General features: G+C 70.3%; 20 protein-coding genes and 4 pseudogenes. 8 read left to right on the top strand and 16 right to left on the bottom strand.

Going from position 1 to position 21,209, the window contains the following annotated elements:
* Positions 1-15 precede the first annotated feature (15 nt).
* The 5 genes from ABT057_RS42885 to ABT057_RS42865 form a co-directional block, all read right to left on the bottom strand.
* A complete protein-coding gene (locus ABT057_RS42885; protein ID WP_352349645.1) occupies positions 16-840 on the bottom strand; it encodes an ABC transporter permease in 825 nt (274 codons plus the stop codon).
* The gene (locus ABT057_RS42880) at positions 827-1,576 is read right to left on the bottom strand and encodes an ABC transporter permease (RefSeq protein WP_352349643.1); all 750 of its coding nucleotides are present in this window, start codon (positions 1,574-1,576) and stop codon (positions 827-829) included. The genes ABT057_RS42885 and ABT057_RS42880 overlap by 14 nt, the downstream gene beginning before the upstream one ends.
* Before the next feature lie 14 nt (positions 1,577-1,590).
* Positions 1,591-2,571, bottom strand: a complete 981-nt coding sequence (locus tag ABT057_RS42875) for an ABC transporter ATP-binding protein (RefSeq protein WP_352349641.1) — start codon at positions 2,569-2,571, stop codon at positions 1,591-1,593.
* On the bottom strand, positions 2,568-4,877 hold the full coding sequence (locus ABT057_RS42870; RefSeq protein ID WP_352349639.1) for a putative PEP-binding protein: 2,310 nt from the start codon (positions 4,875-4,877) through the stop codon (positions 2,568-2,570). The genes ABT057_RS42875 and ABT057_RS42870 overlap by 4 nt, the downstream gene beginning before the upstream one ends.
* Before the next feature lie 114 nt (positions 4,878-4,991).
* Complete coding sequence (locus ABT057_RS42865) at positions 4,992-5,132, bottom strand: hypothetical protein (RefSeq protein ID WP_352349637.1); 141 nt, start codon at positions 5,130-5,132, stop codon at positions 4,992-4,994.
* Positions 5,133-5,323: 191 nt separating this feature from the next.
* On the opposite strand from ABT057_RS42865, the gene ABT057_RS42860 reads away from it, so the two are divergent.
* Together ABT057_RS42860 and ABT057_RS42855 are read left to right on the top strand one after the other, a co-directional pair.
* Positions 5,324-5,938 (top strand): MBL fold metallo-hydrolase, encoded by a 615-nt coding sequence (locus tag ABT057_RS42860; protein ID WP_352349635.1) that lies wholly within the window; start codon positions 5,324-5,326, stop codon positions 5,936-5,938.
* On the top strand, positions 5,935-6,528 hold the full coding sequence (locus ABT057_RS42855) for a phosphatase domain-containing putative toxin (protein ID WP_352349633.1): 594 nt from the start codon (positions 5,935-5,937) through the stop codon (positions 6,526-6,528). Before ABT057_RS42860 ends, ABT057_RS42855 begins: the two co-directional genes overlap by 4 nt.
* Positions 6,529-6,573: 45 nt before the next feature.
* On the opposite strand, the pseudogene ABT057_RS42850 reads toward ABT057_RS42855, so the two are convergent.
* The 3 genes and pseudogenes from ABT057_RS42850 to ABT057_RS42840 form a co-directional block, all read right to left on the bottom strand.
* Positions 6,574-6,789, bottom strand: a pseudogene (locus tag ABT057_RS42850) (helix-turn-helix domain-containing protein); the annotation flags it as partial.
* A pseudogene (locus tag ABT057_RS42845) lies at positions 6,765-7,124 on the bottom strand (ATP-binding protein); the annotation flags it as partial. The pseudogenes ABT057_RS42845 and ABT057_RS42850, both read right to left, overlap by 25 nt.
* Before the next feature lie 108 nt (positions 7,125-7,232).
* A complete protein-coding gene (locus ABT057_RS42840) occupies positions 7,233-8,126 on the bottom strand; it encodes a GNAT family N-acetyltransferase (protein ID WP_502974062.1) in 894 nt (297 codons plus the stop codon).
* A gap of 471 nt (positions 8,127-8,597) precedes the next feature.
* On the opposite strand from ABT057_RS42840, the gene ABT057_RS42835 reads away from it, so the two are divergent.
* Complete coding sequence (locus tag ABT057_RS42835; protein ID WP_352349631.1) at positions 8,598-9,137, top strand: YrhB domain-containing protein; 540 nt, start codon at positions 8,598-8,600, stop codon at positions 9,135-9,137.
* A gap of 2 nt (positions 9,138-9,139) precedes the next feature.
* Here ABT057_RS42835 and ABT057_RS42830 read toward each other — a convergent pair.
* A pseudogene (locus tag ABT057_RS42830) lies at positions 9,140-9,319 on the bottom strand (DUF6192 family protein); the annotation flags it as partial.
* A 288-nt stretch (positions 9,320-9,607) separates the two neighbouring features.
* Positions 9,608-10,042 carry a nuclear transport factor 2 family protein gene (locus tag ABT057_RS42825; protein ID WP_352349629.1) on the bottom strand — a complete coding sequence of 145 codons (435 nt, stop codon included), beginning with the start codon at positions 10,040-10,042 and terminating at the stop codon, positions 9,608-9,610.
* A gap of 223 nt (positions 10,043-10,265) precedes the next feature.
* On the opposite strand from ABT057_RS42825, the gene ABT057_RS42820 reads away from it, so the two are divergent.
* Entirely contained in the window at positions 10,266-11,165 is a 900-nt protein-coding gene (locus ABT057_RS42820; protein ID WP_352349627.1) for a helix-turn-helix transcriptional regulator, read from the top strand.
* A gap of 304 nt (positions 11,166-11,469) precedes the next feature.
* A pseudogene (locus ABT057_RS42815) lies at positions 11,470-11,772 on the top strand (transposase); the annotation flags it as partial.
* 315 nt (positions 11,773-12,087) lie between these two features.
* On the opposite strand, the gene ABT057_RS42810 reads toward ABT057_RS42815, so the two are convergent.
* Positions 12,088-12,666 (bottom strand): TetR/AcrR family transcriptional regulator, encoded by a 579-nt coding sequence (locus tag ABT057_RS42810; protein ID WP_352349625.1) that lies wholly within the window; start codon positions 12,664-12,666, stop codon positions 12,088-12,090.
* A gap of 165 nt (positions 12,667-12,831) precedes the next feature.
* On the opposite strand from ABT057_RS42810, the gene ABT057_RS42805 reads away from it, so the two are divergent.
* Together ABT057_RS42805 and ABT057_RS42800 are read left to right on the top strand one after the other, a co-directional pair.
* On the top strand, positions 12,832-13,593 hold the full coding sequence (locus ABT057_RS42805; RefSeq protein WP_352349623.1) for an SDR family NAD(P)-dependent oxidoreductase: 762 nt from the start codon (positions 12,832-12,834) through the stop codon (positions 13,591-13,593).
* Between the two features lie 222 nt (positions 13,594-13,815).
* On the top strand, positions 13,816-15,267 hold the full coding sequence (locus ABT057_RS42800; RefSeq protein ID WP_352349621.1) for an MFS transporter: 1,452 nt from the start codon (positions 13,816-13,818) through the stop codon (positions 15,265-15,267).
* A 172-nt stretch (positions 15,268-15,439) separates the two neighbouring features.
* Here ABT057_RS42800 and ABT057_RS42795 read toward each other — a convergent pair whose 3' ends face one another.
* Together ABT057_RS42795 and ABT057_RS42790 are read right to left on the bottom strand one after the other, a co-directional pair.
* The gene (locus ABT057_RS42795; protein ID WP_352349619.1) at positions 15,440-15,820 is read right to left on the bottom strand and encodes a transposase; all 381 of its coding nucleotides are present in this window, start codon (positions 15,818-15,820) and stop codon (positions 15,440-15,442) included.
* 377 nt (positions 15,821-16,197) lie between these two features.
* On the bottom strand, positions 16,198-16,674 hold the full coding sequence (locus ABT057_RS42790) for a hypothetical protein (protein ID WP_352349617.1): 477 nt from the start codon (positions 16,672-16,674) through the stop codon (positions 16,198-16,200).
* 530 nt (positions 16,675-17,204) lie between these two features.
* Between ABT057_RS42790 and ABT057_RS42785 the strand changes: the two genes are divergently transcribed.
* The gene (locus ABT057_RS42785) at positions 17,205-17,954 is read left to right on the top strand and encodes a GntR family transcriptional regulator (protein WP_352349615.1); all 750 of its coding nucleotides are present in this window, start codon (positions 17,205-17,207) and stop codon (positions 17,952-17,954) included.
* 30 nt (positions 17,955-17,984) lie between these two features.
* Here the strand turns inward: ABT057_RS42785 and ABT057_RS42780 are convergent, their stop codons facing one another.
* The 3 genes from ABT057_RS42780 to ABT057_RS42770 all read right to left on the bottom strand — a co-directional run bounded on the left by ABT057_RS42780 (position 17,985) and on the right by ABT057_RS42770 (position 21,207).
* Positions 17,985-18,764, bottom strand: a complete 780-nt coding sequence (locus ABT057_RS42780) for an SDR family NAD(P)-dependent oxidoreductase (protein WP_352349613.1) — start codon at positions 18,762-18,764, stop codon at positions 17,985-17,987.
* A 13-nt stretch (positions 18,765-18,777) separates the two neighbouring features.
* Positions 18,778-20,064, bottom strand: coding sequence for a substrate-binding domain-containing protein (locus tag ABT057_RS42775; RefSeq protein ID WP_352349611.1), 1,287 nt, complete (start codon positions 20,062-20,064; stop codon positions 18,778-18,780).
* Between the two features lie 99 nt (positions 20,065-20,163).
* Positions 20,164-21,207, bottom strand: coding sequence for an ABC transporter permease (locus tag ABT057_RS42770; protein ID WP_352349609.1), 1,044 nt, complete (start codon positions 21,205-21,207; stop codon positions 20,164-20,166).
* Positions 21,208-21,209 lie beyond the last annotated feature (2 nt).

The raw sequence follows: 21,209 nt of genomic DNA, 5'->3' as shown, positions 1-21,209 counted from the left end.
GTCTGGGCACATCGGTCACTCGAAGTCGTCGTGGCCGTGCCTGCTCGCGCGCCGGGCCTGGAGGAGGATCGACAGCGCGGCGAGGACGGTGAACCCGAGACCGGCGGCGACCTCCAGGCCCAGGTCGCCGAGCCACGGCCGGCCCTCCATCCCCGCGCGGACGGCGTCCAGGCCGTGCCGGGCCGGCAGCACCTGGCCGATAGCGTCCACCCATCCCACCCGGCCGGGCGGGACGATCGCGCCGCTGCACAGCATGACCAGGTAGGACAGGACGTTCGGGGCCACCACGTCGGCCCGTTTGCCGACCGTCATCGTCGCCCCGGCGAGCCCCAGCACGCTGAGCGTGAGCGCGATCAGCGCGTACACCCACGCCCAGGGCAGCAGTCGCAGGGCGAAGTCCGTCATGCCGAGCAGGGGCGCCGCGATTGCGCCCTGGACGACGAGGAGGACCCAGCCCATGACGGGGTAGGGCAGCACCCGGGCGATTTGGGTGACGGTGGGCGACAGCGCGCCGGTGCGGACCCGCGCGAAGGTGGCGTACTGCTTGTCCAGGACGGGCACGGCGACCACGCCGTTGACGTTGGTGCTGCTCAGCGCCAGCACCAGCGATCCGGCGAAGGCGTACTCGCGATGTCCGGGACCCGCGAGGACGCCCGCGAGCGTCGTGAAGAACAGGATCTGCAGGACCCCGCGCGGCAGGGTCGCGCCGAGCAGACCGGCGGGCGTCTGGAGCACCCGGTACTCCAGCCAGCCCATGCGGGCCGCCTCGGCCGACCGCCAGGCCAGGGAGGCAGGGGCCGGGGCTGCGGCGTGCGAGGGGGCGATGTCATGCGAGGTCAAGCGTCCCCTCCTTCCGGGACCTCTCGACGGACCGGCGGTAGGCGAAGCCCGCGGCGGAGAGGTAGGCGAGGGTCAACAGCATCGCGACGCCCAGCGGGGCGAGCGTGACCCCCCCGGTGCTTGCGTCGACCAGACAGTCCTTGATCCAGTGCAGGCTGAGCAGTTCGGGCGCCCAGCGCAGCCACTCGGGCAGCGCGTCCGTGGGGATGAGCAGTCCGCCCAGGGCGAAGACCGGGTACATCAGCGCGTGGGACCACACCAGCCCGTTGCGGGTCACCAGGAAGAGGCAGGACACCAGCGCCCCCAGAGCGGTGCCCGAGCACACCAGCACCACGAGCGACACGACGGCCCACGCCGGGTGCGACACGCTCAGCGGCAGCCCCAGCGCCGCCGCGGTGACGCCGGTGCTGACGAGGATCGCGCCGACGCTGGTGACGGTGGCGCCCAGGCTCTTGCCCAGCAGCACCAGGTAGGGCGACCAGACTCCGGAGACACAGCGGGCCAGGGTGCCGAAGGTGCGCTCGCGGCGCAGGACTCCTCCGCTCATCCACACCGTGGAGCCCCACAGCGCGGTCAGCATCACGGCCACGATGAGTTCGGCCGCGCCGTCGGAGCCGGGGCGGCCGGTCTCCACCGCGATGACCAGGAACACGGCGGGCAGCATCCCGGAGTTGACCAGCAGCAGCGGATTGCGTTGCATGGCCCGCTGCTCCATGCGGAACGCGGTCAGGAACATCCACGCGGCGCCCCTCACTTCACTCCACCGACCTGGCGGCCGTCGGCCAGGCGCGCGGCCACGTGCGAGTAGACGTCCTCCAGCCGCACCGGGTCGATGCGCACGTCCAGCACGCTGACGTGCGCCAACGCCTGCTCCAGCAGGCCGAACGAGCCGACACTCCAGTCGCGGACGTGCAGCCGGAGGGTCCACGACTCGTCGGCCCTCTCGACGCCGCCGACGGCGATGTCGGGGGACGACAGGGCGCCGCCGTCGGGCGGGCTGCCGGTGCCGCGCACGGTCACCGTGGCGGTGTAGCCGGCCTGCCGGGCGAACTCCTCGACCGGCAGGTCCGCCGCCAGAGTGCTGTCCGCGAGGATGATCACCCGGCTGGCGAGGCGTTCGATGTCGAGTAGATAGTGGCTCGTGAGCAGGACCGAGACTCCGGTGTCGCGCAGCCGGGCGACGGTGCCGCGCAGCCGTTCGGCCTCGACCGGGTCGAGGCCCACGGTCGGTTCGTCGAGCAGCAGGACGCGCGGCTCGGCGATCATGCCGATGGCGATGTGGAGGCGCTGGCGCATGCCCTTGGAGTACGTCTCCACCGCGCGGTCCGCCGCGCCGACCAGGCCGACCTCCTCCAGCGCGGCGTCCAGCTTCGCGCTCAGGCCGCGCCGGCCCACGCCGGCGAGCATGGCGAAGAACCTCAGGTTGTCGCGGCCGTTCAGCTTGGCGTAGAGGCCACGGTCGCCGCCCAGAACGACGCCGGTCATACGGCGTACCTCGCGCAGATCGCGGGTGACGTCGTGGCCGAAGATCCGGGCGGCACCGGCCGTGGGCAGCAGCAGGGTGGCGAGGATCTTGGTGAGGGTGGTCTTGCCCGCGCCGTTGCTGCCCAGCAGGCCCACGATCTCGCCGGCCCCGACCTGGAAACTGACGTCCCGCAGGGCCACGAGTTCGCGTCCGCGGTCGATGAAGGTACGGCCAAGCCGTTCCACGACGATCGCCGGCTCGCTCAACGCCCCGCCCCCGTCGGATGAACGTCCGCCGCTCCTTGTGCGACGGCGGCCCGCGCGGCGGCGAGTCTGGCCAGCGGGATCCTGGGCGGCGCGCACGAGACGTGGTCGAAGCCCGCCTCGGCGAAGAACCGCACGGCGGCCGCGTCGGCCGCCTGCTCGCCGCAGACGCCGAGCGTGATGTCGGGGCGTACGGCCCGTGCCTCAGCGGCGACCTGGCGTGCCAGGGTCCCGACCGCCTCGACGTCCAGCCGGGCGAAGGGGGATTCGACGAGGAGGCCCACGTCCTGGTAGGCGGGCAGCAGGTGCTGTTCGGCGTCGTCGCGGGACAGGCCCCAGACAAGTGCCGTGAGGTCGTTGGTGCCCAGGGACAGGGAGTCCGCACGGCGGGCGATCGACCCGGCCAGCAGCGCGGCCCGCGGGGTCTCGATCATGGCGCCCAGCGAGATGCCCGCCTGGGCTCGGGAGGTTCCCAGGTGGGCGCAGACGTCGTCGAGCATGCCCCGGACGAAGTCCAGTTCCGCCGGCGCGCTCACCATGGGGACCAGGAGTTCGGGCCGCGGGTCCCGGCCGGCGCGGCGTAACGCGAGGGTCGCTTCCACCAGCGCCTTGATCTGTACGGCCGTCAGCGCCGGGAGCAGGACTCCCATCCGCACGCCGCGCACTCCCAGCATGGGGTTGTGCTCGTGCAGGCGGCGGGTGATGTCGAGGCGGTCCCGGTCGGCGGGGGCGCCCGTCGCCGCCGTGGTCAGGGAGAGTTCGGTCAGGTCGGGGAGGAACTCGTGGCGCGGGGGGTCGAGCAGACGGATCGTGACAGGCCGTCCGTCCATCGCGGCGAGTACGTCCGTGATCTCCGCCCGCAGGAGCGCGTGCACGGTGGCGAGGTCCTCCGTCATGTCGGGGCCGGGCCGGGCCATCAGGACCCGTTGGAGCACCTGATGGCGCTCACCGAGGAACATGTGCTCGAGCCGGCACAGTCCCACCCCGTCGGCGCCCAGTGCCCGCCCGGCGGCGGCGTCCGCGCCGGTGTCGGCGTTCACCCGCACGGCGATGCCGGGCAGCCCCGACAGCGCCTCGTCCAGCCAGCCGGGCAGCTCCGGAGCGGCCTGCCGTTCGGCGGTGGGCCCCGTGCGGCCGCCGAGGTGGATCACTCCGGCGTGGCCGTCCACCGTGACCACGTCGCCGGCGCGGACGGTGTCGCCGTGCGTGGTACGCAGGACATTGGCGTCGGCGTCCAGGACGCCGTCGATGAGGGCGGCGACGGCCGGCAGTCCCAGTCCGCGCGCCACGACCGCGGCGTGCGACGTCTGTCCGCCCCGCTCGGTGACGACGGCCGTCGCGGCCAGCAGGCCCGGAAGATCCTCCGGCCTCGACTCGGTGAGGACCAGCACCGGCTGCCCGCCGTTCGCCTGCACGGCGACGGCGTCGGTCGCGCTGAAGACGACGGCGCCGGAGGCGATGCCGGGCGACACGCCGAGGCCGCGCGCCGCCACGGGCAGATCGAGGGATTGCGCCGCCCCGGAACGCGCCTGTTCGACGTCCCGCGGCTCCACCAGCGACACCGCCTGCGCGGGGGTCAGCCGGCCGCGTTCGTACCGGGTGCCCACAGCGTGCAGGAGAGCGGTACCGCGCAGGGATGCTCGGGTGCTTGTGACGATGTGGGGTCTGCCCTCCTCGACGAGGAACTCCACCCTCGCCGGCCAGTCGAGTTCGGCCTCGGCGGTGTGGACCGCCTCCCGTACCTGCGGGCCCCAGGGCTGCGTGTCGAGCAGTTCGGCGAGATCCGCGCCGCCCGCTGTCAGCAGCTGGGCTCCTGATCCCCCGGCAAGAAAGGAGCCCGTCACGCCGGGCCGGCCGGTCGACGGATCGCAGGAGCAGGCGAGGCCGCTGCCGCCGTCGGGGCCGCACCACAGCGGTTGTCGCCCGAGCCCGAATTGGGCCGGGCCGGTCTCGGCCCTGGTCAACGCCCGTATCAGGGCGGTTACTTGCTCGTGCGGGTCGTCCGGCAACGCGGCGCCGGGGTCCGCGACGGCCAGCGCGGCGGTCAGTTCGGCCCGGCGTGCCGCGGAGAAGCCGTCACCGGCGAGCCCTGCCAGCCACTGGTGGCTGGCAGGGCTCAGACCGAGAAACGACAGACAGCTTCCCTTCAGGCAGGGAAGCCATGCCGTCAGGAAGACGGGGCGCTTCGCACTCCCGAGGCGACGGTCGGGATCGAGCGCGACGATCGCCTCATGAATGGTGTCGTCAGCGGCGTCGACCGGCAGCCACAGCACCGAATCAGCAGAAGAACCGACCGGCAGACGATCCATGACCACGCGCTGAATCCCCATCCCCAAGGCCGAGGCCCGGCACCGTTTCCGGTGGTGAACCTCTAGTGACAACAGACCCCCGGCACCGGCGGGGGGCGGGTTGACGAGCGGACTTTACCGGCTCACGAACTCCGGGCGGACACCGAGCAGGTACACACGGTCGTCCAGGTCAGCGGCATCCTCCGGGGCGATCGGAGAGAATTCCAGCTCGGCCAGGTCGGCGAGCTCCTCGACGTTCGAGTTTGTTTTGTCCATGTTCCGAAGCTAACAGTGAGCACTTCTGACCACAAGGTGAACTCCTGGTGTCCACAGGGAAGTTGACGAGATATCGACTCCCCGGAGCGCACGGACGTCTGGTTGTCGCTGCTCACCCAGGAACACCCCAGGATGCGCCCGGCCGACATTTTCCAGCCATTCGCCCAAGGAATTCGCAGAGCCTCCGGACTATGCTCACGCGGGTGCGGATTACCAAGTACACCCATTCCTGTGTCCGGTTGGAGCACGACGGCGGTGGCACGCTAGTCATCGATCCCGGCGTCTGGAGCGAGCCCGAAGCACTCGCCGGCGCGGACGCGGTCCTGGTGACCCATGAGCACGACGATCACGTCGACCTGTTGCGGCTGAAGGGGCTGGGCGTGCCCGTCTACGCCCCCAAGTCGGCGCGGCTCCCGGGCCTGGACTTCACCGGCGTCGTCCCCGGCGAGGAGTTCACCGTGGCAAGCTTCCGGGTGACCGCCCAGGGCGGGCGGCACGCGCGGATCTACGGCGACCTCCCGGACTGCGCCAACCTCGGCTACCTCGTCGAGGACCGCGTCTACCACCCCGGGGACTCCCTTTACCCTCCCGACCGACCGGTGGAGACCCTGCTGGTTCCCCTGCAGGGGTCATGGATGAAGACGGACGAGGCCATCGACTTCGTCCGCGCCGTCCAGCCGGAACGGGCCTACGGCATCCACGACGGGCAGATCAACGAGCGGGGCCTGGGCAGCCTCAACGGCTGGCTCACCGACGCGTGCGGCGACTGCTACCGCTGGCTCCCGCCGGGCTCGTCCGCCCGATGACCGAGTCGTCCGCCCCCGTCCTGTTCACTGTCGCCGGTCCGCGGGGACCGGGACGCCTGAGCACCATGGTCCGGCCCCGCGGTCACGGGCTCCTGGCCGCCGACATGGCGGCCCTGCGCGGCGCCGGCGCCGACATCCTCGTCTGCGCCCTCCCCGACGCCGAGCGCGCCGAACTCGGGCTCACCGACGAGCCCCGCCTCGCCAAGGCCGCCGGGCTGCGGTTCGTCGCCCTGCCCATCCCCGACTTCACGGTCCCGTCGATCCCCGTCGTGCTGCCGGCGCTGCGGGAGCTCGCCGCGGAGCTGCGGGCCGGCGCCCATGTCGTGGCGCACTGCCGCTGCGCCATCGGACGGTCCTCCCTGATCGCGGTCTCCCTGATGATCCTCCTGGACATCGCGCCGGAGGCCGCCTGGGCGGCCATGGAACGGGCCAGGGGGATGAGGGTGCCGGACACCGAGGAGCAGCGCGCGTGGACGCTGGAGTTCTTCCGCCTCGTCTCCGCTGGTGGGCAGCACATCGGTCGGCACCGCGCGGCCGGGGTGCCGGAGCGTCCGTCCCCAGCGGACCCCCAGCATCCGTCGGCCCGTTGATCGCCGGCCTCGTGACCACCGTCTGGCGGCGCCCCGGGCATGCCTCTCGGCCGGGGTCCGGTGCGGCGTCGTGCGGGGACGGCTGGACCGGTCGTGCAGCCCCTGCTCGCCCTCCGCCCGCCAGCGGCGGATCCACTTGTGGGCCGTGGCCCGCGAGATACCCATCTCGGCGGCCACATGGGCGACGGGACGGCCCGAGCGGACACGTTCGACGAGCAGCCGCCTGCCGTGAACGGTCAGCCGGGCATTACGGTGGGACACGCGAGCCGGTAGGAGTCGGTGCCGGTCTGGATGATCGCGCCGTTGAAGGTGAGCCGGTCGACGATCGCCGCGCAGAAGCGTGGGTTGGTAAATGTCCGGGTCCAGCCGCTGAAGGACTCGTTCGAGGCGATGGCGACGCTGTTCTTCTCCTCCCGTTCGATCAAAAACTGGAACAGCAGTTCCGCGCCGCGGCGGTCAAGCTCCATATAGCCGAGTTCGTCATTGTACAAAAGATCGGCACGGCCATAGCGGGCGATGGTCTTGGACAACTGCTTGTCGTCGGCGGCCTCGACCAGCTCGTTGACCAGCTTGGTGGCGAGCGCGTAGTGGACCCGAAGTAGGTGTTTTTCTACCTGCGCCATGGATCGCGGAAGGTCGGCAGGGGCTGGGTGCGAAGTCCGAGGATGGTGTGGTGTTGTCTGTGCCTGTCGTACTCCTGCTTCCTAGCTGGTTTCTGGTGTGGCGTAGGCAAAGTCGTACGGAGCCCAGTCGGCGATGCGGCGGTATCCGAGGCGTTGGTAGAGGGCATTGCTGGTGGGGTTGCCCGCGTCCGTGAAGAGCACGACCTCGGTGGCGCCTGCGGCGCGCGCGGCCCGGCTCACCTCTGTGGTGACGGCGGCTGCGTAGCCGTGTCCGCGGAGGTGGGCTGGGGTGTAGACAGGGTCCACCCGGACCATGCCGGCGATCATCGGGTTCACACCTGCCATGGAGACGGGGGTGCCGTCCGGGGTCTCCCAGAAGGTGTAGCTCTTCTCGGCGAAGCGGGTGCTGGCCCAGGAGGCGGCGTCGATGGTGACGGTCTCGCCGAGGTCGGCAGCGAGCCCACGGCACCAACGCATGAGGTGGTCGTGATCCTGCTCGCCCACCAGGCGGCTGTGGCCGTCTGGGTGCGGGTTCGGAGGGGTGAGGGCGTCGAGGCGGTAGAGGTGCATCCGGACGCGGAGTGTGGGCGTCGCGCCGGTGTGCCGCTGCCAGGCTTCGGCGAATGCGGTGGCGGTGTCGTGGTCCGCGGTAACGCCTGAAAGGGTGTGGCCGAGGCCGGTCAAATGGACGGCGAGGGCGTTGGCCCGCTCGGGGGAGAGTGGAGTGAGGGTCAGCCGGCGGGTCGGCGGGCGGTAGAAGATCGCTTGGGTCTCGCCCGTCAACTCCAGTCGGCCGAAGAGGACGGCTCCCGGGGTGAACCCGCCCGGTTGGGTCCGCCACTTTTCCAGTGTGGTGAGCGGCGTGTTGTGCAGAGCGGGGCGCGAGCGGAGAAAGTCTCCGGCGCGGGCGAGGAAGTCCTCGATGTCTTCGGTGAGGTGCCAGGTGTCCGGAATACGAGCACTACGGAGGCGTATCCAGCCGTGTTCCAGGAGGACCTGATCCGTTACTACCGGGCCTTTCTCGACCAGCGGCGGGCGACACGGCCCGCGGAGGAATACCGCGAACCCACGACGGACGAGTGGCGCGAGTTCCAGGAACACTTCCACACCCGCAAGCTGGAGCTCGGCGACTGCGCACGGCCCTATGGAACTCCGTGCCAGCATGAGCACTCGTGTCTGCGCTGCCGATGCTACGGGTTTCCCCCAGGCAGCGGCCCCGGCTGATCGAGATCATCCGCAACCTCTCCGATCGCATCGCAGAGGCGCGGACGAATGGCTGGCTAGGAGAAGCTCGTTGCCCTCGACCGCGCTCTGGAACGCAGCCGCCGCACCGGCCAGGGCAGTCCTACCGACCTCGGCATGCCCGTGATTACCAAGCCGCGTTCCGGCCTGAGACGAGGATGAAATCCGCTGGTCGTTCCCTCGCAGGTGGGGGATGCTGCCTGAATGATCGACCGTGAGTTCGCCGTCCGGCTGGTGGAGGCGCATCTTGAGCGTGAATCGCCGGGGCAGCTGCGAGTGACACATGTCGAAGAGCACGAACTGGCGTGGATTGTCTCCTACCAGTCCGCGGAGTACGTGCGGACGGGAGACACCTCTCAGCTGTTGGTGGGCAATGGCCCGTTTCTCGTTGATCGCGTTGATGGTGGGCTGCACTCGATCGGTGTGGTGTCCGCGCACACCGGCGCGTGGGAAGAGGACTACCGGATCCGCATCCGGAAGACGGCCACACGAACGGCGGTGGACGACCTCCACGACGAGATACGCCAGACCGCAGGAACGCGCGGGCGGATCTTCGCTATGCACGTGCTGCGGCAGAAGGTTGCGGTGCTTACTCACGCGGAGGTCGTCGAATACGTCAATGCTCTGCAGAGCGGCTCGGCACCGGCCCATCTCGTGGCTATCTCCACCAAGGCTCTCGTCCCTGAACTCGACCCCGTCCTCAGCGTCCACACCGTCCAGGCAGGACAACGCACCACCGGCTGAGCTCAAGCCAACAGCCGGTAGTCCGGATAATCGTCGGCCATGGCCTTGTCGGCGACCGCGGGACGGCGCAGGAAGTCGGTGGTCACCAACGCCGCGACCGCGTCGTCGGTGGCCAGGTCGTGGATCGCTTCGACTTTCTCCTGGACACTTTCCGGGGAGTCGACCTTCCAGCCCACGACCCGCTTCGCGCTGGCGTGTGTCCACCGGTCCTGTCCGCCGCGCGAGTTGGCAGGGGGTTGGTGACCGCCTCGAAACGCTCCTGCTCATCGGGGATCCTGGCCGGGATCGGGTCGTGCGCGTGGCCACGATTTCGAGTCAGCTTGAAGCCACGCGCAGTCCGCGTGGCCGGCCGCCGTATCGCTGATGCCGGCAGGGGATCGTCGATGCGACGGCCTGGGCCTGGGCATGAGCCGGCCGAGCTGCTCGCGCTGCGGTGAGACAACTCGGCCGGACTGTGCGGCGTGTCGTCGTCAGCGGGTGCCCGCCTCGGCGCGCGCGTAGAACGCGGCCAGTTCGTGGGGGTTCTTGGTGTAGACGTCGATCTTGCGCACCGTGCCGTTCTCGACCTGGTGGATCTCGACCATGGTCAGCGGGAACTCCTCACCGGTGGTGTGGGCCGTGAGCGTTCCGGTGAGCGTTCCGACGACGCCAGTTGGGCCCTCGAACACCTCGGCATCGGTGATGGCAACGTTGGCGTAGCCCATCATCGCGCCCAGGACCGACTGCACGAACACCTCGCGGCCCTGGTGCACGCCGCCGTAAGGGAGTTGGTTCGGCTCATCGACGATCACCTCGAGGGCCAGCCTGGCCAGGACACCTGGCACGTCGCCCTTGCTCAGCGCGTCATACAGCCCTCGCACGACATCCGCCGGGCTCTCCGTCACCGTTTCGATCTGGTTGCTCATCGTGTGTGCCCCTTCAGGCTTGTTCAGGTACTCAAGCCCTCATGTGGAACTCGGTACTTGAAAGGTCGGCCGGCCGGGGCACGTACGTTCTGCCGCCGGTCGGGCCCCGGGGTGATCGGGGCAGGCACCATGCAACGGGAGACGGCCGTGATGGGGGAGTCTTTGCTGTGAGGGGTACTGGCAGGGACCCCCACCCAGCGCGCGGCCTGCCTACCCTGTCCTCATGGACAACCGGGATGCTGTCAGCGCTTTCCTCCGCTCGCGACGCGAGCGGATCACTCCCGAGCAGGCGGGTCTGCCGGTGTACGGTCAGCGGCGGGTGCCCGGACTGCGCAGGGGCGAGGTCGCCACGCTCGCCGGGGTGAGCGTCGAGTACTACACGCGCCTGGAGCGCGGCAACCTCAGAGGTGTCTCCGACAGCGTGCTGGACGCCCTCTCCCAGGCGCTGCGGCTCGACGACACCGAGCGCATGTACCTGTACGACCTCGCCCGCGCTGCGGGACCTGCGCCCGAGGCGCGGGCACGGCAGCGGGCGGTTCGGCCGACGGTGCGGCCGAGCGTGGCGCGGATCGTCGAGGGGATGCCGGAGCTGCCGGCGTACGTGATGAACAACCGCCTCGACGCACTGGCCGCCAACCCGCTGGGCAGGGCCCTGTACTCGGAGATGTATGCCGACCCGACCTGCGGGGCGAACGTCGCCCGGTTCGCGTTCTTCAACCCTGTGGCCAGGCGGTTCTACGCCGACTGGGAGCGCATGGCCCGCTTCGCCGTGGGCGCGCTGCGCATCGAGGCGGGGAAGAACCCCTACGACCGCGAACTGTCGAACCTGATCGGTGAACTCTCCACCCGCAGCGACGCCTTCCGCGTGATGTGGGGATCCCACGACGTGCATGTCTTCCGCGAGAGCACCAAACGCCTCAACCATCCGCTCGTCGGCGACCTGGAACTCGACCAGGAGACCATGAGCCTGCCGGACGAAAGCGGCCTGAGCGTGGTCGTCTACAGCGCGCCCCCCGGAACCGTCGCCGAGGACGGCCTGAAGCTGCTCGCCAGCTGGTCCGCCACGACCCGACAGGAGCAGGACTCGGAATCCACGGGCAAGCCGTCAACCCGGCAGTCCTGACGGTCGGCACCGGCCCCTACCGGCACTCAGCGGCGACTGTCACCCGGCGCGGGCAGACCGGCGAGTTCGGCGATCGCCTCCGGGGGTGGCGTGACATAACGGCAGACGTTCCAAGCCACCCTGACCTGTACAAAAGGCACGCTCACCTTGTCATGTCGGGACCCGACTCAGCTGCTCAGGTCCTTGCAGACAAGGGCGGTGAGCGATCACAGTGCGCTCGACAGCAGTGGCGAGGTTGTCCCATAAAGGCCACCGGTCGGCGACCTGCGGCGCGCCCCGAGCGCCGGCGCGGGCCGCGGCATAGGAAGTCCTCTTCCGACTACGGCTGATGCACCCCGAGATCACCATCGTCTGGGCCGACTCCGGCTATGCCTGACAGCTCGTGACCTGGGCGAAGAAGCACCTGAACCTGACGCTCAAGACCATCAGCCGTCCCAAGGACGCCACCGGATTCGTCATCCTGCCCCGCTGCTGGGTCGTCGGGAGATCGCTCGCCTGGATCATGCACGCTCGCCGTCGCGCTCGGGACTACGAGCGTCTCATCCAGCACTCGGAATCGCTGATCACCTGGGCTGCGATCACACTGATGACCAGGCGCATCACCCGTCGGTCCTCCCGCAGGAGCCGACAGCCCGCCTCCCGCGAGGCCACCCGGGACTGATCGTTCTCAAGTTCCTGCCGGTGAGAACCCTGACCGCCGTTTTCTTCGGCCGGCTAAGCACGATCTTGGTCTTGTCGAGGTGTCGTAGACCGTCGACCGGGAGCACGCCGAACATGTCAGCGGTCTGCTGGACGGTTTCCTTCCGCTCGTCGTAGAGCCGTTTGGCGAGCGCGGCCTCGTCCTCGGTGAGCTTCGGCCGGCGCGCGCCGGCCCGGCCGCGGGCTCGCACGGAGGCGAGCCCGTCGGCCTTCCGGGGCGGCATCAGTCCGCCGTGCCATACCTGAGTCCGTCGAGGGTGAGGTCGAGGAGGCGTTCGGCCTGCTCGCGCTCCTCGGGCTTTCCCGAGGCGAGGGCGACGCCGGTGAGGGCGGCAAACATGACGGCCGGGCTGACGTCCGACCGTATGGTCCCAGCGGCGGTCGCGGCGTCCATGAGCGAGGTGAGGGCGGTCATGATCAGCTCGCTGCTGTGGGCGTAGGGGTTGACGCCGGAGTCGACGACGGCGCGGAGGGCCTCGGCCATCCCCAGTTTCGCGGTGGCGTAGTCGATGAAGCGCCCCATCCAGGCGCGGAGCGCCTCGCGTGGCGGCATGGCCGCCAGGAGTTCGGAAGCGGCCTCACACAGCCGGCTCAGCTCGTTGCGGTAGGCGGCCTCGATCAGCGCCTCCCGAGTGGGGAAGTTCCGGTAGAGAGTGCCCGAGCCCACGCCCGCCTCCTTGGCGATGCGCTCAAGGTGCGCCTCCAGCCCTTCTTCGGCGAAGACGCGCACGGCCGCGGAGAGGATCTTCTCCCGGTTGCGCCGCGCGTCGGCCCGCAGCGGTCGCCCGGTGTCTGCAGTCACGGGAGGGCCCTTCCTCGTCAGAAGTAAGTGGAGGTGCCTCCACTCTTGCTAAGTGGAGACGCCTCCGCTTATAGTCAAAGAACCGGCGGCGCCTCCACTTACGAGTGTAGAGCACGTACCGCCGTCGTCCGCAGGGTGCGGGCGAATCATTCAGAGGAGAAAACGATGAGCCTCCCGCTCGAAGGCAAGGTCGCCGTGGTCACCGGCGGCGCGTCCGGCGTCGGCCTGGGGATCGCCCAGGAATTCGTGGACCAGGGCGCCCGCGTGGTCATCACCGACCTGCAGCAGAAGCCGCTGGACGAGGCGGTCGCCACGGTCGGCCCGAACTGTTCGGGCATCGTCGCCGACGTCACCAAGCTCGCCGACATGGAGGCGATGTACCAGGAGGTCATCGCGCGCCACGGACGCCTCGACGCGGTCGTGGCCAACGCCGGCATCGGCGCCCACGCCCCGCTCGGCGCGATCACCGAGGAACAGTTCGAGAAGACCTTCAACGTCAACGCCAAGGGCGTCCTGTTCACCGTCCAGCCGGCGATCCCGCTGCTGCCGGTCGGCGGCACGGTCGTCATCATCGGCTCGACCGCCTCCATCCAGCCCCCGGCCGGCATGGGCCTGTACGGCGGCGCCAAGGCCGCCGTGCGCGCCTTCATCCGGTCCTGGATCCAGGACATCAAGGGCACCGGTATCCGCATGAACGTCCTTAGCCCCGGCGCCGTGGACACCGAATCCCTGCGCCGCGCCCTCGGCATGGCGCAGGGCGCCGACGCGGTTGCCGCCGCGGTCCAGAAGATGGGCGAGGGAAACCCCACCGGCCGGATCGCCGACCCCCGCGAGATGGGAAAGGCCGTGGCCTTCCTCTCCAGCGACGCCTCCAGCTTCATCACCGGTGTCGAGCTCTTCGCCGACGGCGGCATGGCCCAGGTCTGAGCAGCCAAGCCGTGACGCGCGCGCCCGGCAACCAGGCCCGCCGGGCGCGCGTCACCCCGGCCGCCATCCCTTTCACGGGCCCGGTTTCGACCGGGTCCCTCCCGCCGGCCCGCAAACGCCCGCGATCACCACCCCCACCCTCCCTTCCGGGGCCAGGCCCGAGGCCGCCCCGCACACCGCTCACACTCTGTCGGCCCCCGAGGGCCAGAACAGGACCCCGCCATGTCCACAACGCAGCGCATCCCTGCCGCCATACCGCCGACTTCGTCCGCCCAATCGCCTGCCACTCCGCAGCGCAGCAGCCGCCGCGCGGCGTTCGGCATCATGATCGTGCTGGTCGGGCAGCTGATGCTCACCCTCGACGGCACCATCGTCAACGTGGCCCTGCCCAGCGTCGGCACCGGCCTCGGCCTCGGCCCGTCCTCCCTGTCCTGGATCGTCAACGCCTACGCCCTCGCCTTCGGCGGCCTGATGCTGACGGGCGGCCGGCTCGGAGACACCTACGGCCGACGGCGCGTCTTCCTCATCGGCCTGAGCGTCTTCACCGCCTCCTCCCTGCTCGGCGGCTTCGCCCAGAGCGCCGCCCTGCTGATCGCCGCCCGCGCGGCGCAGGGCATCGGAGCGGCCCTCGCCGCACCTGGCGTGCTCGCCCTGGTCACCACCAGCGCCCGCGACGACGCTGCACGCAACCGGGCCCTGGCCCTGTTCGCCGCCGTCGGTATCGGCGGAAGCACCCTCGGCCTCCTCCTGGGCGGTGTGGTCACCGAAGTCGGATCCTGGCGCTGGACCCTGTTCATCAACGTCCCCATCGGTATCGCCGTGCTCGCCCTCGCCCCGCGGTTCGTTGCCGAAACCCCGCGCCATCCCGGCCGCTTCGACCTCGTCGGCGCACTTAGCGCCACCGGCGCGGCCGTGGCAATCGTCTGGGCACTGATCGGCGCACCCGAGCACGGCTGGGCCTCCGCCCAGACCATCGGCTCTCTCACAGTCGGCGTCGTGCTCCTGGCCGCCCTGGCCATGACCGAACACCGCGTCGCCCACCCGATGCTGGTGCCCGCCCTGCTGCGCGACCGACGCCGCCTGGGCGCTCTGGCCGTGACGACCCTGGTCTTCGGCTCCCAGATCGCCACGTTCTTCCTGGTCGTGCAGTACGTCCAGCGGGTGCTGCACTTCGGCCCCATCGCTGCCGGTGCCGCGTTCTTGCCGATGACGCTGGGCATCTTCGCCATGGCACGGATCGCCCCCAAGCTGGTGGCCCGCTTCGGACAGAAGCCGCTGCTGATCACTGGCACCCTCGGCCTGACCGCCAGCTACGTCTGGCTCAGCAACATCGACACGACCAGCGGCTACGTCACCGCGGTCCTCGGCCCCCTGCTGATCAACGGCATCTCTGCCGGACTGACCTTCATGCCGGCCGCCTCCCTGGTGATGGGCGGGGTCGAGCCGCAGCACGCCGGATCGGCCTCCGGCCTGCTCCAGACGGTCCAGCAGCTGGGCGGCGCCATCGGACTCGCCGTCGTCGTCTCGGTCTACGCCGCCGGAGCCGTCCCCGGCCAGTTCGTCCCCGGCGCCCGCGCCGCATTCCTGACCACCGCCGCATTCACGCTCCTGGCCTCCACCCTGGCAGCCCTCATCCTGAGCTCCCACCGACCGGCCCACGCCAAAACCAACTGAAGCACCACCCGGCGAGCCGGCTTCCCACCATCGTGGGAAGCCGGCTCGCCGCCGTCCGCCCGCCCACGGGTCAGGCGGCCAGGCGGCCAGGCGGCCAGGCGGCCAGGCGGCCAGGCGGCCAGGCGGCCAGATCCAACGAGCCGTTCACCGCCCAATCACAACCGCAGCTCTGTCATGTCGGCCTCAGGAACAGGCAACTGCCCAGGGTTCGCCAGGACTTCAGCCGGTGTATCTCGCGCTGGTCGAGATAGTTCTGGAAGGCAGTCGGTCGGCGGGGCGTGGGTGTTTCCTCGGCCAGTGGCAGTCCGCTGAGGCGCTCGATGTTGACGGCGATGGCCGTCAGGACGTGCTGGATGTGGGCCTTTCGCTGCCCTCGGTAGCGGCAGTGCCGCATGCCGTGTCCGTGGGCGAACTCGTTGACCGTGCCCTTCACTCCCACGAGGAGGCTGCTGCGCGGGAATTGGCCCAGGAGCTTGGTGTTCCTGCCCGGCCTCGTTACGTGTTCAAGTTCCAGTGCGAGGGTGTGATCAGCCAGTACTGGCTTGGCCTGCATGAGGTCCTCGTCTCGGAACCGGCCCGGCCCGGCCCTGCCGGGAGCGAGGCGAGTCGCGGTGTGCGGTTCTGACGGTGGTGCCGCACGAGAGCCACGGTCGAAAAAAGAGTGGCGACCGACGCATTGACGACAAATCACCTGGACACCGTCGTCTCTTTGCAAACCTGCAAGCCACGAGTCGTGCCGCCCGGCCGGGTTCCTCCCCGATGCCCTGCTTCGGCACAGGGCTCGGAATTCACGTGCTGACGGCAGTCCGGCGCGTCGATCACGAGACCGCCACCGGTGCAGAGCCCGACGTGGTGAAGGCGGCCGTGCACAGGCCGGAGGTCCGGGACCACCCGACCGCTCACCCCCTCATGCCCGAGGAGCCGTCGCCCTCAGCGGACGGTTGCACCCAGGTAGTCGAGGGCCGCGCGGGCGAATCCCGGCGCGGTGCGCGGGCACTGCCAGCGGGCGAGGATCTCGGGCCCGGAGAGGTTCGCGGGTTCGGCCTCATCGTCCTCGAGTTCATCCAGGTAGTCAGCGGGAAGCAGATCCTCGGGAAGCAGTTCCTCGACAGCCTGGTCCACCGGGTAGCTCAGCACCTCCAGGCCGGCGGGAAGGTGCTCGAGCACATCGTCCACGCCGGCCTCGTACGGATGCCAGCTGTGCGTGCACGCCCTGCCGTCACCACCACGGGCGACCCGGCTCAGTACGGCGATGACCTCGTCCTCGACTCCCGGACCGGGATTGCCGAAGGCCACGTAGGGGACGAGCATCAACAGGCCCAGCGTCCAGAACAGACCGGGATCGTCCCCCGCCCCCGACCCAGGCCCTGACGCCGTCGTGTCGAGCCGGCGGGCGCAGTCGCGCACCGTCTCATCCTTGTCGCCGGCATGGTAGCCGTGCCGGAGCTCTTCCCAACTGCTGAACAGCGGCCTCCAGTTATCGGGAAAAGGTATAACCGTCGACATGCCTTCGTGCTCCGATCGAGAGGTCCCGGCTCCGCGGACATTGGATCACACAGGCGCGCGCTGTCACCCGAAGGACCGCCACCTCCCCCGGCCGCAGAACCATGTGATCGCCCAGGCGCGCCGAACTGGGGCAGGGGGCTGGCCGCGGCGCCAGCTGCTGCTTCCTGGCGAAGCTGGCGGAGTCGGCTTCGGCGGGGAAGGCCGCCACCAGGCTCTCCGGCTCGGCGAAGTCGGCGTACCGCACATGGACGCCTGTCATACAATCGCTAGCTCCCCATGGGGTCCGACCCGGGGCGTCCAGCCCGCGCATGGGCGATCCAGGTGCCATCCATGTGTCACAGGCTTGAACATTCCGAGTCCGTGGCCGAAATTCTCCGCTGCGGACCAGTCCACCCTTGGGTTGTACGATCGCCTTACCGTATCCTGATCGCGTGACCGTATCAGGCAACTCAGCACCCCGCAGCTCCGCCGAATCCGTCGATCTGGCCGCCAAAGTGGGCCGGGTCGCCGCACCTCTGCGTCAGCAGGTGCTCGACGTGCTGCGTCAGGCCATCCTCAGCTTCCACTACGCGCCCGGTCAGCGGCTGATCGAGCGCGAACTGGTCGAGGAGATCGGTGTCTCGCGCACCACGATCCGCGAGGTACTGCGCGAGCTGGCGGCCGAGGGCCTGGTCAAGACGATCCCGCAGAAGGGCGCCGTCGTCGTGGTGCCCTCGCCCCAGGAGGCGCTGGAGCTCTACGAGCTGCGTGCCGCCCTGGAGGCGCTCGCTGTGCGCCGGTTCACCGAAGTCGCGTCGGACGAGCAGGTGGCGGAGCTGCGCGCCGCGTTCGAGCAGCTGGCCGAGGCCGCGGGCGGCGACGGCGGCAACACCCTGCGGATCCTCAAGGCGAAGGACCAGTTCTACGACGCGCTGCTGCGCGGCTGCGGCAACCGCTCGGTCCACGCCACGCTGAGCGGTGTCCAGGCCCGCCTCAGCCTGCTCCGGGCCACGTCTCTGGCCCAGCCCGGCCGCACCGCACGGAGCGTGCAGGAGTTGCGCACCGTGATCGAGGCGGTCGAGGCGCGCAACGCCGAGGCCGCCGTGCGTGCGTGCAACCACCACATCGAGCAGGCGAAGCGGGCGGGACTGGAGGGGCTGTCAGCCACCAGCGGGCTGCCGTTCAGCAGCGCCTCGCTCTGAGCCGACGCCTTCGCGGCTTCCCGACGCCGTTCACCGCATGACGTACCCGCCGTTCGGTGAGAGCGTCTGGCCCGTGTAGAACGCCGCCTCGTCGCTCGCGAGGAACAAGATCGTGTGTGCGATCTCCTCCGCGGAGGCCGCCCGGCGCTGCACCCCCAGATCGACGACCGCGCGGCGGACGTGTTCGTCCTGCGGCAGCATCGGCGTGTCCGTCGCCCCCGGCGCCACCGCGTTGACCCGGATCCCGTCGGTCGCCACGAGCGCCGCGACCGCACGGGTCAGCCCCAGCACACCCGCCTTGGACGCCGGGTACATCGCCGGCAGGGGGAAGTTGGCGAGCGCGCCCACGCTGGACACGTTGACGATGCTGCCGCCCGCCGGGGAGCCTCGGCGCATCAGGCGCACGGCGGCCCGCACGGAGTAGAAGGTACCGGTCAGGTTCACCGCGACGACGTCCGCGAAGTCCTCGTCGGTCAGGTCGCAGAGGTCCGCCTGCGCCCCGGCGACACCGGCGGCGTTCACCGCGACGTCGATCCGGCCGAACTCGGCGAGGGCACGGTCGTAGGCGGCGTCCACCTGGCCGCTGTCCCGTACGTCGGCGGCGGCCGCGACCGCACCCTCGCAGTCGGCCACCGCGTGGGCCGTCCGCCCGGCGTCGAGGTCCACGGCGAGGACGCGCGCGCCCTCCTCGGCGAACCGGCGGACCGTGGCCAGCCCGATGCCCGAGCCCGCGCCGGTGACCAGGGCGGCCTTCCCGGCGAGCCGGCCGCCGGCGCACTGCCGGCGGCCACCACTCGATGTCACGCTCATCCGCGCCCGGTCCTCAGCTCTGCGAGGGGTTGTCGAAGAACTGGTCGAGGTACGACTGCGGCATCCATCCCTCGCCGTCCTCGACCTCGCCGAGGTCGCTCACCTTCGCGCCCACGGGCAGATAGTCGGCCAGGTTCGCCTTGGTGATCACCGACGGTTCACGGGTGATCGTGCCGACCTTCGGGCCGTCTCCCGCCATCACCATCATCCCGACGGTGAACCATGCCTTCGCCTCCTGGGTGCCGTTGCCGCCCGCGCCGGCGGTCTCGTAGCCGTCCGCGGTCTCGAGCTTCTTCCAGGACGCGAGCGAGGAGGCGGACGCGCCGGCGTCGACCACCTTGGGGATGTCCCGTCCGGTCGAGTCGAAGGCGGCGTAGACACCGGAGCCCATGAGGCCGAGCTGCGCCACCATGTCGATCCGCTGCGGGTGGCTGGAGAGGAACTTCAGCAGCTCGGCCTTGGCCACCGGCGGCACGAAGGCGCCGTTGACCTCGCCGAGCACCTTCATGTCGGGGCAGGCTGCGAGGACGTCCTTCGCTGCCTGATAGCCGATCGTCTCCGTCGACAGTCCCTGGAAGCCGCGGACGATCACCACATTGCCCTTGCCCTGGAGCTGCTTCGCGACCAGGGCCGTCGGCTGGGCGATGTTCAGGTAGGCGTTCTCGGCCACGTTGACGGCGTACTTGGACCGGATGGTCGAGCTGAGCGCGACCGTGACCACGCCCTTCTTGCCGGCCGCGTCGACCGCCGAGACCATCGCGTCGCCGGAGAGCGGCGTGATGTAGATGATGTCGACGCCGGAGTCGACCAGCTCGTTGTAGCCGCGGATCTGCTCGGCCGGGGTCATGGTCGCCGGGTCTGTCATGATCCGTTTGACGAGCTTGCCCTTGACCAGGCCGTCGGCCTTGGCCGCGGCGAAGCTGGTCTCCATCTGCTTGACGACGGCGGCGGCGTAGGCGTTGGAGGCCGGCAGGTAGGAGAAGCCGACCTTGGCGGCGCGCCCGAGGGCCTTCTTGTGCTGCCAGGCGCTCGCGAGAACCTCCTCGCCGTAGGCGTTGTACGCCTTCTGCAGATCCGCGGGCAGCGCCTTGACGGCGCCGTCGGGGTCCTTGGGCGCGATGGTCGGCACCTGGCCGCAGGCGGCGGACGCCTTCCCCGCGGTGTCCGTCGCACCGTTGCTCGCCCCGGCGGCGACCGTACCGCCCGAGCCGCCGCAGCCGGTGAGCAGAGCGGTCAGGACGATCCCGGTGGACGACGCCACGACGCGCGTACGGGTCCGTCGGTGGGTGGATCTGATCATGGGGGTGCCTTTCTTGGCGGTTCCGGTGTCCGGGGAGGTGGGTGGTGCGCGGGAGCGTCCCGGGATCGCCGGGAGGGGAGAGGGCAGCCGGAGGTCGGGTCAGACCTGGTCGCGGAGTCTGCGCTCACGGCCGTAGACCGCCATCGCGGCGAGGATGACGATGCCGTTGAGGATCTGCTGGTCGGCCTCCTGGAAGCCGAGACCGACCAGCACGGTGGAGACGGTGGTCAGCAGGAGTACACCGACGGTGGTGCGCGTGTAGCTGCCGGGACCGCCGAACGCGGTGCCGCCGAGGACGACCGCCGCGATGCTCTGGAAGAGGTAGGGGTTGCCGAGCCGGTTGTCGACATTGCCGGCGAAGCCTGCCAGGACGACACCGGCCAGGACCGCGAGGGCCGCCGAGACGGCGTACACCGTGATCCAGACCTTGCGGGTGCTGATGTGCGCGAGGTCCGCGGCCACCGGGCTCGCGCCCGTGGCCAGCAGGCGTCGGCCTGGCCGGGTGCGGTGCAGCAGCACGGAGACGGCGGCGACGGCGAGCGCCCAGATGACCACGACGGGCGGCAGCGGAATGCCGAACGTGGACGACATGGGGGCGCTGAGCCGGGTCACCCAGCCCGGCGCGCCCGCGCCGGTGCCGCCGCCGCTGAGGACCGCGGTGACTCCTACGGCGATCGAGCCGGCGGCGAGCGTGACGATGATCGGGTGGACGGTGAAGCGGTGGCACAGATAGCCGACGAGCCCGCCCATCGCGCCGCCGCAGGCGACGGCGACGGCGAGCATCACCGGCAGCGGCACTCCGGGGACGTCGCCGAACTGGGTGACGGTGACCGCGCCGGCCACGATGAACCCGGCGAGGGACAGGTCGATCCCCCTGATGAGGACGACGAGCGTCTGACCGATCGAGGCCAGGCCGGTGAGCGCGCAGAGCACGAGGACCGACCGCAGGCTCGTCGGTGCGAGGAAGCCCGGCATGGCGGCCGCTCCCCAGCCGAGCACGGCCACGGTCAGCAGCAGCTGGACGAGCGGGAACCGTCGCTGGAGGGAGAGGAGACGCTGTGCCGCGGAGGGGTCCTGCGGGGGCGGGGATGCCGTGCTGCCCGGGGCGAGGGGGGCGGTGTCGAGCGCGCCTTGGGTGGTCATCG

The sequence above is a fragment of the Streptomyces sp. NPDC002588 genome, from assembly GCF_040295925.1.
Lineage (GTDB): Bacteria > Actinomycetota > Actinomycetes > Streptomycetales > Streptomycetaceae > Streptomyces.
Note: the sequence above shows the minus strand (reverse complement) of the source record. Positions and strands in the feature narration are given on the sequence as shown.

Bases quoted from the DNA above. Each gene is read 5' to 3' on its own strand.
- ABT057_RS42855 (WP_352349633.1), top strand. From the start codon at position 5,935: ATGACCGAGTCGTCCGCCCCCGTCCTGTTCACTGTCGCCGGTCCGCGG.
- ABT057_RS42770 (WP_352349609.1), bottom strand. From the start codon at position 21,207: ATGACCACCCAAGGCGCGCTCGACACCGCCCCCCTCGCCCCGGGCAGC.
- ABT057_RS42800 (WP_352349621.1), top strand. From the start codon at position 13,816: ATGTCCACAACGCAGCGCATCCCTGCCGCCATACCGCCGACTTCGTCC.
- ABT057_RS42820 (WP_352349627.1), top strand. From the start codon at position 10,266: ATGGACAACCGGGATGCTGTCAGCGCTTTCCTCCGCTCGCGACGCGAG.
- ABT057_RS42795 (WP_352349619.1), bottom strand. From the start codon at position 15,820: ATGCAGGCCAAGCCAGTACTGGCTGATCACACCCTCGCACTGGAACTT.
- ABT057_RS42780 (WP_352349613.1), bottom strand. From the start codon at position 18,764: ATGAGCGTGACATCGAGTGGTGGCCGCCGGCAGTGCGCCGGCGGCCGG.
- ABT057_RS42865 (WP_352349637.1), bottom strand. From the start codon at position 5,132: ATGGACAAAACAAACTCGAACGTCGAGGAGCTCGCCGACCTGGCCGAG.
- ABT057_RS42775 (WP_352349611.1), bottom strand. From the start codon at position 20,064: ATGATCAGATCCACCCACCGACGGACCCGTACGCGCGTCGTGGCGTCG.
- ABT057_RS42835 (WP_352349631.1), top strand. From the start codon at position 8,598: ATGATCGACCGTGAGTTCGCCGTCCGGCTGGTGGAGGCGCATCTTGAG.
- ABT057_RS42825 (WP_352349629.1), bottom strand. From the start codon at position 10,042: ATGAGCAACCAGATCGAAACGGTGACGGAGAGCCCGGCGGATGTCGTG.
- ABT057_RS42880 (WP_352349643.1), bottom strand. From the start codon at position 1,576: ATGTTCCTGACCGCGTTCCGCATGGAGCAGCGGGCCATGCAACGCAAT.
- ABT057_RS42860 (WP_352349635.1), top strand. From the start codon at position 5,324: ATGCTCACGCGGGTGCGGATTACCAAGTACACCCATTCCTGTGTCCGG.
- ABT057_RS42870 (WP_352349639.1), bottom strand. From the start codon at position 4,877: ATGGATCGTCTGCCGGTCGGTTCTTCTGCTGATTCGGTGCTGTGGCTG.
- ABT057_RS42805 (WP_352349623.1), top strand. From the start codon at position 12,832: ATGAGCCTCCCGCTCGAAGGCAAGGTCGCCGTGGTCACCGGCGGCGCG.